The following is an 11,214-nucleotide window of genomic DNA, read 5'->3' as shown; positions in this document are numbered from 1 at the left end:
GAAATACGAAATATTTACGAATATTCCGTTTAAATCCATCCCAAACATCTTTCGTTCCAAACGCTGTACTACGTTTGTTTTTCAGGAGTATGAAATATTCGATTGCCAAACCATAAAATATCAAACTTACTACCACCAAAATACAGGCGGTCAAAATAGCGATCAAAATAACTTCACGATTCCCCTCCCAACCCTCGCTAGTTGTTAGATTGATCTTCGTGGTTCCAAAATAAACTAATACCAATATTAGGCAGAGCGGAATGGCAGCTAAACCTAGAATCGTCCGAACGAAATGTTCAAAAATCAAACGTACTAGATTAACAAAGTCTTGAACAATCTCCCCAAGTTTACGCTCTTTACGAAATTCAAAATTTATTTCCATCCGTTGATTTTAGCTAATTGAAAAGGTCGTAAAACATAAATATAAATTACCAATGTAAACGACAACAAAATTATCGCCAAACATAATCCTAAAGACACTTGGTAATGCCTAGTTATAAATCCTTCTAGAAAGCCCGCCACAATAAACAAAGGTATAGTACTCACCAATACTTTACTGGCATTTTTGATCGCGCTTTTAAATGACTCTAAACGAGTAAAAGAGCCAGGAAACAAAATACTGTTTCCAATCGCTAAGCCGCAGCCACCGGCAACAACAATCACCGATAGCTCTATTGTCCCGTGAATCCAAATAGCCGACATCGCTTCAACTATTACCCCGTGTTCGTAAAACATGTGATGGAATGCTCCTACCATAACACCATTGTTAAATAGTATAAATCCTGTTCCGAGGCTATAAAAAACACCAAACACGAAAGCCATAAAAGCAACTCTGACATTATTTATTGTAATAGCTAGTGATCCCCCTAAAGCATTCCCTTGCTGGTATACACCCGCTGGATTTCCAGCTTCTATATTTTCCAGACTCATGTCCACATAATAATCTCCCAAAATTAATCGAACAAAATCCATATCATAATGCGCAGATACGAATCCCAGAACGATCGAAAAACCAAAAATAAGTAACGAATAAAGCAGCGGTCGGCGAATCGTCCATATCGCCTTAGGGATTTCATTGCATAAAAAATTTCCTATTTGGTTCCCTGACGCCTTTTGATCCCGATACAGCTCTTGGTGCGCTAAAATCGCAAGCTCATTTAAGTATACCCTCGTTTTAGATTCCGGATAAAATGTTTGGGCATAAGCAAGGTCATTAGTCAATTCTATATAATTAGAAGCAAGTATGTCTGGTGCCACATTAATCTTATTTCGAAGATTACTTTCTATTAGAATCCACTTTTCTTTATTTCGATCAATAAAAGAGGCTTCTCTCATAATTTAAGTTTTTTGCTTATCCGATCAAATATATGAAATATTCATATCGTTATTTTAAACTAAAACCGAGTTTTTTTTTCACGATATTAGCATGTAGATTCATTGAAAGAACTCGACTGATCATCCAAAAACAGAAAACGAACTGATGGACCAAAAAATGAATACCCTCTCAATTAATACCCCTCAAAATGTTAAGTTTGAGTACAACCTTGCGTCGTTAGGCACCCGTATCGTTGCATTCGCAATCGATTATTTTTTAATATTCTGCTATATTTTGTTGATCTATTTACTTTTAGCCAAACTTGGGCTCTTTCTCCGTGATGATTCATGGTTAGTGGCAGGCGTGTACGGTCTACTCTGCCTCCCTGCATTCTTTTACCCATTCTGTACGGAAACATTTTTTAATGGTCAAACCGTCGGAAAAAAGATTACAAAAATAAAAGTTGTAAAAATTGATGGCACTAGAGCGACATTATATCAGTATTTTATCCGCTGGATATGTACAATAATAGATGTTTTCCTCGGTATGGGCGCGATTGGGATCGCGAGCATCATCGTCACAAAAAAAGCTCAACGAATTGGTGATATCGCCGCAGACACTGCTGTAATAAGTATCAAACAGAATACCATGATACAACAAACCCTCTTCGCCGAAATCACCAAAGAATATAGCATTACCTTCCCTCAAGTAATACGTCTTACGGACAAAGACGTTAACAATATAAAAGATATTTATAACAAGGGGTACGAACGAAAAGATTACAATATTATTCTCGCGCTGAGTAATCGCCTCGTTGAGTTGCTAGAAGTTAAGCCTCAAATGCGGCCAGAAGAATTTATCGACCTTATTATCAAAGATTATTATTATACCTTTAAAAACAGATAATTGTTAAACCAAAAGGACGACTACTTAGCGCCAAACTTCCATTGAACATAATTAATATTCTTATTATGTTGCAAATATTTGCGCTCATAATACGTTTTTATGGAAAGCACCTCGTCCACGAGATCCGAATTATATAAATCTGTGGTTTCCTTTATTTTCGTAAGGCCTAAATTTTCGATTTGATCGATCGTATAAGCATAAAAATCATCGTTATCCGTTTTCAGATGCATGAGCCCGCCATCCTTCAGTACCTCATTGTAACGCGCTAAAAATTTCGGGTTGGTTAGCCGCTTCTTTTCCCTACTATCTTGTGGTTGAGGATCTGGAAACGTTATCCATATTTCATCAATCTCGCCAGGCCCGAATTGTTCAAGAATTGTTTCAATCTGTATTCTCAAAAATCCGACATTGTTGATAGACTCTTCAATTGCTGTTTTCGCTCCTCGCCAGATCCGGTTACCTTTGTAATCAATACCTATAAAATTTTTGGTTGGATATAGCTTAGCAAGGTTAACCGTATATTCACCCTTACCGCAAGCGAGCTCTAAAATAACGGGGTTATCATTTTTAAAAAACCTTGCTGCCCAACGGCCTTTGTACTCTTTACCTGCATCTAACTGCAAAACATTAGTAAATGTCGCTACTTCCGCAAATTTACGAAGCTTATCCTTACCCATTTTTTGATATTTTGTCCGCAAAAATAACCTTATATTTGCAGGAATCAATAGGTTAAAGTGGAAAAAGAAGCTAAAATATACGTTGCGGGTCATCGAGGAATGGTCGGGTCGGCGATTGTCCGGGCTCTAGAGAAGGAAGGATACACTAATGTTATCAAACGTACAAGCAGTGAAGTTGATCTTCGCGATCAGACTGCAGTTCGCGCCTTCTTTGAGGAGAATAAACCTGATTATGTCTTCCTTGCAGCGGCGAAAGTCGGCGGAATTATTGCAAATAATACATACAGAGCCGACTTTATATACGAGAATATTGCAATTCAAACAAATGTAATCCATGAGAGCCACGTTCACGGAGTTAAAAAATTGCTCTTCTTGGGATCAAGCTGTATATATCCAAAATTAGCTCCACAACCATTACAGGAAAACTCACTTTTGACGGGCCTTCTTGAACCAACCAATGAGCCATACGCCATAGCTAAAATAGCTGGAATTAAGATGTGCGAGGCATACCGTGCGCAATATGACTGCAATTTCATTTCTGCAATGCCTACGAACCTGTATGGCCTTAATGACAATTACCATCCTGAAAATTCGCATGTTTTACCAGCATTAATTCGTCGCTTTCATGAAGCGAAGGTTGCTGGCTCTGAAAAGGTTGTCATCTGGGGTACCGGGGCACCATTGCGCGAGTTTCTCTACGCAGACGACTTAGGCGAAGCTTGTTTATTTTTAATGGAAAAATATAACGAAGAACAATTTATAAATGTAGGCGTTGGAGAAGACCTGAGTATTAAAGAGTTAGCCGGTCTGATTAGCGAAATAATCGGTTACAATGGCCTTATTGAATTCGACAAATCTAAACCTGACGGAACACCAAGAAAACTAATGGACATTTCCAAACTAAGCCGTTTGGGCTGGAAAGCAAAAACGTCCCTCGAAAAAGGGATCCGTCTTGCTTATCAAGATTTTTTAAATAAAAATACAGATACCTAATAGGTTTCCTTTATAGGGGTAGATCCATTTTCAGCAAACTCCTTTTCCATCATCTCTGGAGTAATTGAGCCTTTTGCTTTTTTCTTGTCTTTCTTTCTCTTGGGTTTTAAAAAACTGGTTATTTTATGTACTAAACCACTGATATTCGTTTGATTGACTTGACCAATCGCAGTTTCCGAAGCAAAGAGTACCAATAGCTTTTTAAGCCAACCTGAATGACGTAATATGGTCGAATTCAACACTAAAGGTGCACCTACTTGCAATACATTTGTCAACCAATCTGCATCTTTCCCTTGCGTAGCTCGGCTTATTCCCTTCACCACACCGGTTACGGCCCCCGCACCAGGAATGTTAGACACCATGTTTTTAACAAATCGAACCGGCGCCTCTACTTTATCTTTAAATAACCTTAACTGGTTATCCAAAGCCCTTTGTTGTTCCCGTTTTCGAGCTTTTAACCGGGCTATCTCAGCTGACAAATCTTGTATATTATTTATTTTCTGCGAATTCATCATGTGCACTTTCTTTAGCATTTTCAATTATCTCTTCCTCATCGTCATCGTCATCGTCATCGTCATCCCATTTACTAGTAACCTTTCGGATCGTTAGATCAACAAAAAACGATTCCAACTTAGGCTCAAAAAAACGTATCAGTAACACCAATACGAAAAATATAACCCCCGTTAACAAAAAGCCCAACGCGTTGCTTCCAAGTAACTCCCCTAAAAAAAAACCTAAAGCTAATGAACAAAAGAACACGATAAACAAGGTGAATACTAATTTAATAATATCCAATGCCAATGACCCAAAAATGCGTGACCCCTTTGACAAACCTCTTAAACGCAACAGCTTAATCTGTGTGTCTACATAGTCCTTCCCGGTCTTGATAGTATCGTTAATTGAAAACTTTTCTTCTTCCATAATTACCTTTCTAGAAAAATTATGGCCATTAAAAATTTATAGACCCGAATTCTTCTTGTATTTATACAACCCTTCATCATATGAACTGAAGGAGACACTTAACTGCAGCCCCAAAAATTTATCTATGAAACCAAACGACGATGGCTACCAACACATTATACACGTCGTTTTAGGTTATTAAGCGTGTTCGACAATCTCGTCATCCACGACAGCTTCAGCCTGTGCGGCTTTTGATTTGACTAACGACATTAACTTCTCTTTGAGCTCGCTCAGTTGATCAAACTGCTCTTCTGCACGCTCTTTTAAAACATCACCCAAATCGGCTAAAGACTCGTTCAATTTATCTCTAGTTTCTGATCCCTTTTCTGGTGCAAACAACAACCCTATAACCGCGCCTGCGGCTAAACCTGCTAGCAATGCTGCTACTACTTTACCGTTTTCGTTCATCTGATCCTCTATTTTAAGTGTTAATTCTAATATATCGGTTATATGTTAAACAACTAACCTTATTAATCGTTTTAAAAATAAGAAACTTTTCGGGGCAAAGCCCCATATATCGAATTACAACAAAAATCTTTCCAAACAAAATTAATCCGTATACCCTACTGCCACTTCACTGAAGACTGCCGTAGGCTTCAAAAAATAACATGGTTGATATCAGACGCCTAATTTGCAACCAGATACAGTAAAAGAAAAAGGGAAATTAGTTACAGCTATTCCAACGAACTCGGCAAGGGTAAACTGCCCTTTTGTCAGATTTAAAAAAATAAAAATGTCAAAATTGATCAATAAAATTACTAATTGCCCAAGGGTAAAGTAAAATGGTTAGTATCACACCAGATAAGGCTCCAAACAAATGGGCGTCGTGATTGATATTATCTCTTGATTGTTTCGATGCCCAAATACAATAGCCTAAAAATAGAAACGCAAATAAATATGCCGGAATAGGTATAATCATAAATAATCCCAACATTTGTTTGGGCTGAAACAATATAAAACTAAATAATACTGCACATATTGCGCCAGAAGCCCCTAAGCTAAAGTAACCAGGATTATCTTTGTGTCGTATGATGGTAGGTATATCACTTAGAATAAGTGTCAAAACATAAAACGCTGCAAACAGGAAATGCCCTATCGGACCGCTGAACTGAACAAACATACCTTCTAGGGCAAACCCAAAGTAATAAAAGGTAAACATATTGAACAGTAAATGCATTCCGTCCTTATGGATCAAACCGCTAGTTATAATCGTATATAGCTTAACTTTATTTCGTTTTATCCCATATGGGTGAAGCATCAGCTTTCCAAAATAACTCTCATTAGAGAACACAAACAAACTAAGTCCGATCGTTAACACAAATATAACGGACGCGACTGGCGTATAATAAAGGTAGTTTAAAAGGTTATTCATAATTTAAAATCGATCTTCTATTAAAAAAACGTACAATTCTTTGGGCCCATGTGCACCCAATACCAACATTTTTTCAATATCTGCAGTTCTGCTCGGGCCGGTAATAGTGGAAACCATTGTCGGCCATTGTGTCCCGTATTTTTCTTTCATTTTGCTCAATCCGTGTCGTATGTCCATTACAAGTTGGGAAGCATACGCAATGACGATGTGCACAGGAGGATAAATGCTTAAACGACGACCAGATGCATTTCCATTGGATACTATGACGCTCCCGTTGCGTGCAACCAAGGCCTCACAAGTAGTAATTCCAGCATCTGCATCTTCAAAAAAATGCTCCCCCGTGTATACAGGAAATCCATATTGGTTTAAAAGATTCTGAATGTCGGGTTCCCAAGCAAAAGGCTTCGATAATTTCAGCTTTTCTGCAAGTAAAATCAAATTCTCAATAACCGCAATCTCTCCTTCGCAGTAGATAAAGTGTCCACCAATATCGGTAAGCTCTCTTGCAAAAGTAACGTCAAGCGGCTCCGACTCATCTTTATACAAAGCAGAATCTTCAAAGTCAACATGCGGATTATCTCGCTTTTGAAGCAATGCTTGGCGAATCTTCTTAAGCATTTGTTCTTTTGCTGTTGTATTTCTAATGTTCATTTTAATGATCAAAGGTGGAACCCGCAACGTTCAGGGTTGGGCAAAGCTAAAAATGTTCAAGACTTTTCTATGCACAACAGATAGAAAAGTCTTGATATTATTAAAAAAATGGTATTACCAATTTGTTTTTATGCCTCTTTCGTAGTCTCAGATTGAGCATCGTTGTTGGTACTCTTTTCAGGAAGTTCAATCGGCAAATCTGTTTGTGGAACACCTCCCCCATCAGCACCACCATTCACAAACTCATCATACGTAGTACGATTTTCAAAAGGTCTCTTGCCTAGAATCTCTTCTAAATCACTTTGGAAAAGAATTTCCTTTTCTAAAAGCTTCTCCGCAATTTTAATTAAACCTTCCTGCTTCTCAAGCAACAATTGTTTAGTTCGGGCATACACTGCCGAGATTAGTATACGCACCTCATCATCAATCAACTCGGCCGTTTGATCAGAATACGGCTTTTGGAATTGTGATTCTCCTGAACTATCACGAAACGATACATTACCAACTTTATCGTTCATGCCATATACCGCAGTCATAGCATATGCTAATTTTGTAATACGCTCTAAATCATTTTGGGCACCAGTGCTGATTCGACCAAACGTTATATCTTCAGCCACGCGTCCACCCATTGTCATACTCATACTATCAAGAAGCTGCTCAGTCGTATACAAAAACTGCTCCTTCGGCAAATATTGTGCATATCCTAGTGCTGCTACCCCACGCGGTACAATAGAGACTTTTACAAGAGGGTCTGCATATTCAAGAAACCAACCGGCAATAGCATGACCAGCTTCATGATAAGCAACAATCTTCTTCTCCTCTGGAGATATAATCTTGTTCTTTTTCTCCAAACCTCCAATCACCCTATCTACGGCATCTTGGAAATCCTGCATACCGATCGAATTCTTATTTTTACGAGCAGCAATTAAAGCGGCCTCGTTACAAACGTTTGCAATTTCTGCTCCAGCAAAACCAGGCGTTTGCGCCGATAACTTTTTAGCATCCACTTCCTCAGAGAGCTTCAATGGCGCTAAGTGAACATTAAAAATATGCTCTCTCCCAATCAAGTCAGGCTTATCAATCGAAATCTGACGATCGAATCGCCCCGGGCGTAGAAGCGCTGAATCCAGTACGTCCAACCGATTTGTTGCGGCCAAAATAATAACTCCTACGTTGGTTCCGAAACCATCCATCTCTACCAGAAGTTGGTTCAATGTATTTTCCCGTTCATCGTTTCCGCCCATAACTGAGTTTTTACCTCGAGCACGACCAATAGCATCGATCTCATCAATAAAGATAATACACGGAGCTTTTTCCTTAGCTTGTTTAAACAAATCTCGAACACGCGAGGCTCCAACACCGACAAACATCTCAACGAAGTCTGAACCAGACAAGGAGAAAAATGGAACTTGCGCCTCGCCAGCTACCGCCTTTGCTAATAAGGTCTTACCTGTCCCCGGAGGCCCTACGAGCAAAGCGCCTTTAGGAATCTTACCTCCTAAATCAGTGTACTTCCGTGGATTTTTTAAAAAATCTACGATTTCCATCACTTCTGTTTTGGCTTCTTCAAGTCCAGCAACATCATTAAACGTTATATTTATTTGAGATTCTTTGTCAAAAAGCTGCGCTTTGGATTTCCCAATATTGAATATCGCTCCTCCGCCACCGCCGGCGCCACCACCCATCCTGCGCATGAGCAGCATCCAGATACCGACAATAATTAATAATGGAAGCATGAAAGAAACAAACCAACCCGCCCATGGATTCGTCCTGTCCTCATATTTTACAGAAATCTTCGCCGCACCGGCTTCTAGACTATCTTGAGAAGCCTTTAGTTTTCTGTCTAAAATATCTGGCGTCGGTTCAGTAAACACGTACTGAGGACCTGTTGCCGGTGTCATCATTAAGGAGTTCTCTTTAGGTGCAACGTCTTTATATTTATCTTCAGACAGCTTGTCCTTTTTAATATAAACCTCTACATCAACTAACTCATTATTTTTATAGGCAATTAATTTATCTACATCACCCGGCAATAACATTTTCTGCTCGAATTCAGAATAGCTAATCTTCTCTGCCGTCTCACCACTAAATAAGAACTGTAAACCAAAGAAACCTAGGATAATTAATATCCACAGCCACATCATATTAAACTTCGGAGGTACAGGGGTAACTTTTTTATTCGGGATTTTCTTCATTATATTCTGTTATATCTACTTCTTATTAAACTAAGCGCTTTGATAGGACTCTACCTGGGCGTCTCCCCACAAATCTTCAATTCCGTAGCGGCTCCTGACCTCTTTCTTGAAAATATGTACAACGACATCCACAAAATCCAACAAAACCCATTCTCCATTTCCTTGCCCTTCTACCTTCCAGGGTCTTTGACCAAATGCCTTGTAAACTTCATCTTCTACACTCTTCGCTATCGCACCAACTTGTATGTTAGATTCAGCGTGGCATATTACAAAGTAATCCGACAGCGTCGCATTCACCTTCCTCATATCCATCCGCACAATCTCGTGGCCTTTTTTCTCTTGCATCCCGGCCACGATAACCTCTGCAAGTCTTCCCGACAACTCCGTTTTTGTGAATTTATTCATTAAAAAACATTAGTTTTGAATGTTCCGTACATTTCTAATACTATTCTCTTGCAAAATAACACATTTTCCGGACTTAACCTTAGACAAAATTTAATTGTACTTGATGAGGTATCATCCACGAACGATTATTTAAAAGAACTTTTGTCAAATATTAAGCCACTTGCTGAAGGTACTGCCATTATGGCAAAACACCAAACAAACGGAAAGGGACAGCGTGGAAATACTTGGTTAACCACACCAAATGAAAACTTAAGCATGAGTCTCCTTTTATATCCAAGCGAGTTACTTATACAACATGCATTTAACCTAAATATGGTCATTTGTCTCGGGGTGCAACAATGGTTAAAACGTTATATAAAAGACGTATACATAAAATGGCCCAATGACATTTTCGTAGGTCGTAAAAAAATTGGGGGGATATTAATTGAAAATCAATTAAAGGGAAAGACGGTTAAATCCTCAATCGTCGGAATCGGAATTAACATCAACCAACAGGATTTCCCCGCCTCGCTAAGTAAGCTCGCGACGTCATTAAAATTAAACTTAGGATCAACCGAACCACTCTCGGTCGAACACTGCTGTCTAGAAATGTTATCTGAAATTTTTACGCTATACAAACAATCTAACTTAACGAACTCTCAAAATATAAGGGCAGCATACACCGCTTCACTGTTCCAGCTTGGCAAAGTAGAACTATTCGAAATAAACGGAAAACAAACAGAAGGCATTATTCAAGGAATTGATTCCGTGGGTAGATTAATTGTTTTGATTAACGAATCGACTCAATCCTTTGACCTTAAGGAAATTCGATTCCTAATTTAACAACAAAATTACTTGCTTCCCGTTCTCCGTCTTGTTACCTTTGTGCGATAATTGGCATATGCTTTAAACTAAATTTGGTTTATTCAGTCCAATAGAAGATTAAACATCATAAACATGAAAAAATTAAGCTTATTAATAGCTCTCGTACTATTCGGTATTTCAGGTGCTGTAGCTCAAATTTACAACCCTGTAAAATGGTCGGTAGCGTCTAAAAAACTCAGCAGCAATGAGGCTGTCGTTTTCGTTAAAGCAACAATTGAGCAAGGTTGGAATATATATGGTTTAAGCGTTCCAGACGGTGGTCCGATTTCCACTTCATTCACGTTTACTCCATCAAAAGAGTATACACTAAACGGGAAAGTCGCTGCACCAGCGCCAAAATCAAAATTTGAAAAACTATTTAACATGAATGTTCCCTACTATATTAACGAGGTTACTTTTCAACAAAAGGTAAAATTGAATAAGGGCCAAACGAATGTTAAAGGAGTCGTTGAATTTATGGCTTGTGATAAGGAACGTTGTTTACCGCCTGAAGAATATGCTTTCACAGTCACAATTAAGTAGTATTTGTGAATATAGAATACGAAAAGGCGGTTGTTTACCGCCTTTTTTTTATTTTAGCGTCTTATTGATCGATAACTATGCAGTTTTTTCTTAGATACGTTGTAGTTCTACAAATTTTTATATTCTCATTTACTCATACATCTTTCGCACAACAAGATACGTTAATCTCATTTGATGACGTAGAGTTTACAGATGGTGCACCAGAGAATACCGAATCTTCTGAGGGCGACACGCTGTTAGCGATACCGGAAGATCTTGAGTTTAGCGATGGAAATGCTGAGGCTGAGAAACAAGATAGCCTTTCAAGTAGCCCTGTTGCTAATCCTGTTGAATCGCAGGAGAAAGCCTCTCTCT

14 protein-coding genes and 1 pseudogene are annotated in these 11,214 nt (G+C 38.7%); 5 read left to right on the top strand and 10 right to left on the bottom strand.

Going from position 1 to position 11,214, the window contains the following annotated elements:
• Together HP439_RS14950 and HP439_RS14945 are read right to left on the bottom strand one after the other, a co-directional pair.
• Positions 1-382, bottom strand: a pseudogene (locus tag HP439_RS14950) (ABC transporter permease); the annotation flags it as partial.
• Positions 373-1,335: a stage II sporulation protein M gene (locus tag HP439_RS14945; RefSeq protein WP_172391141.1), complete on the bottom strand. Its 963-nt coding sequence runs from the start codon at positions 1,333-1,335 to the stop codon at positions 373-375. The pseudogene HP439_RS14950 and the gene HP439_RS14945, both read right to left, overlap by 10 nt.
• Before the next feature lie 145 nt (positions 1,336-1,480).
• On the opposite strand from HP439_RS14945, the gene HP439_RS14940 reads away from it, so the two are divergent.
• Positions 1,481-2,221, top strand: a complete 741-nt coding sequence (locus HP439_RS14940; protein WP_246229380.1) for an RDD family protein — start codon at positions 1,481-1,483, stop codon at positions 2,219-2,221.
• A gap of 20 nt (positions 2,222-2,241) precedes the next feature.
• Here the strand turns inward: HP439_RS14940 and trmB are convergent, their stop codons facing one another.
• The gene (gene trmB, locus HP439_RS14935; protein WP_172391140.1) at positions 2,242-2,898 is read right to left on the bottom strand and encodes a tRNA (guanosine(46)-N7)-methyltransferase TrmB; all 657 of its coding nucleotides are present in this window, start codon (positions 2,896-2,898) and stop codon (positions 2,242-2,244) included.
• 57 nt (positions 2,899-2,955) lie between these two features.
• Between trmB and fcl the strand changes: the two genes are divergently transcribed.
• Positions 2,956-3,891: a GDP-L-fucose synthase gene (gene fcl / locus HP439_RS14930; RefSeq protein ID WP_172391139.1), complete on the top strand. Its 936-nt coding sequence runs from the start codon at positions 2,956-2,958 to the stop codon at positions 3,889-3,891.
• Here the strand turns inward: fcl and HP439_RS14925 are convergent.
• The 7 genes from HP439_RS14925 to rsfS all read right to left on the bottom strand — a co-directional run bounded on the left by HP439_RS14925 (position 3,888) and on the right by rsfS (position 9,474).
• The gene (locus HP439_RS14925; RefSeq protein WP_172391138.1) at positions 3,888-4,406 is read right to left on the bottom strand and encodes a hypothetical protein; all 519 of its coding nucleotides are present in this window, start codon (positions 4,404-4,406) and stop codon (positions 3,888-3,890) included. The two genes, fcl and HP439_RS14925, sit on opposite strands and share 4 nt — an antisense overlap.
• Complete coding sequence (locus HP439_RS14920; RefSeq protein ID WP_216657865.1) at positions 4,381-4,812, bottom strand: hypothetical protein; 432 nt, start codon at positions 4,810-4,812, stop codon at positions 4,381-4,383. The genes HP439_RS14925 and HP439_RS14920 overlap by 26 nt, the downstream gene beginning before the upstream one ends.
• A 177-nt stretch (positions 4,813-4,989) precedes the next feature.
• Positions 4,990-5,259, bottom strand: a complete 270-nt coding sequence (locus HP439_RS14915) for a YtxH domain-containing protein (protein WP_172391137.1) — start codon at positions 5,257-5,259, stop codon at positions 4,990-4,992.
• Positions 5,260-5,587: 328 nt separating this feature from the next.
• Positions 5,588-6,223, bottom strand: a complete 636-nt coding sequence (locus tag HP439_RS14910) for a rhomboid family intramembrane serine protease (protein ID WP_172391136.1) — start codon at positions 6,221-6,223, stop codon at positions 5,588-5,590.
• Between the two features lie 3 nt (positions 6,224-6,226).
• Positions 6,227-6,874: a LutC/YkgG family protein gene (locus HP439_RS14905; RefSeq protein WP_172391135.1), complete on the bottom strand. Its 648-nt coding sequence runs from the start codon at positions 6,872-6,874 to the stop codon at positions 6,227-6,229.
• A gap of 128 nt (positions 6,875-7,002) precedes the next feature.
• Complete coding sequence (gene ftsH, locus HP439_RS14900; protein WP_172391134.1) at positions 7,003-9,069, bottom strand: ATP-dependent zinc metalloprotease FtsH; 2,067 nt, start codon at positions 9,067-9,069, stop codon at positions 7,003-7,005.
• A gap of 30 nt (positions 9,070-9,099) precedes the next feature.
• Positions 9,100-9,474: a ribosome silencing factor gene (rsfS, locus tag HP439_RS14895; protein WP_172391133.1), complete on the bottom strand. Its 375-nt coding sequence runs from the start codon at positions 9,472-9,474 to the stop codon at positions 9,100-9,102.
• A 48-nt stretch (positions 9,475-9,522) separates the two neighbouring features.
• On the opposite strand from rsfS, the gene HP439_RS14890 reads away from it, so the two are divergent.
• The 3 genes from HP439_RS14890 to HP439_RS14880 form a co-directional block, all read left to right on the top strand.
• The gene (locus HP439_RS14890) at positions 9,523-10,296 is read left to right on the top strand and encodes a biotin--[acetyl-CoA-carboxylase] ligase (protein WP_172391132.1); all 774 of its coding nucleotides are present in this window, start codon (positions 9,523-9,525) and stop codon (positions 10,294-10,296) included.
• A gap of 114 nt (positions 10,297-10,410) precedes the next feature.
• On the top strand, positions 10,411-10,860 hold the full coding sequence (locus HP439_RS14885; RefSeq protein ID WP_172391131.1) for a protein-disulfide reductase DsbD domain-containing protein: 450 nt from the start codon (positions 10,411-10,413) through the stop codon (positions 10,858-10,860).
• Between the two features lie 77 nt (positions 10,861-10,937).
• Positions 10,938-11,214: hypothetical protein (locus HP439_RS14880; protein ID WP_172391130.1), on the top strand; the 277-nt coding region annotated here is incomplete at its 3' end.

This window comes from Sphingobacterium shayense, from assembly GCF_013179575.1.
Classification (GTDB): Bacteria; Bacteroidota; Bacteroidia; order Sphingobacteriales; family Sphingobacteriaceae; genus Sphingobacterium; species Sphingobacterium shayense.
This window is presented reverse-complemented; position numbering and strand designations above follow the sequence as displayed.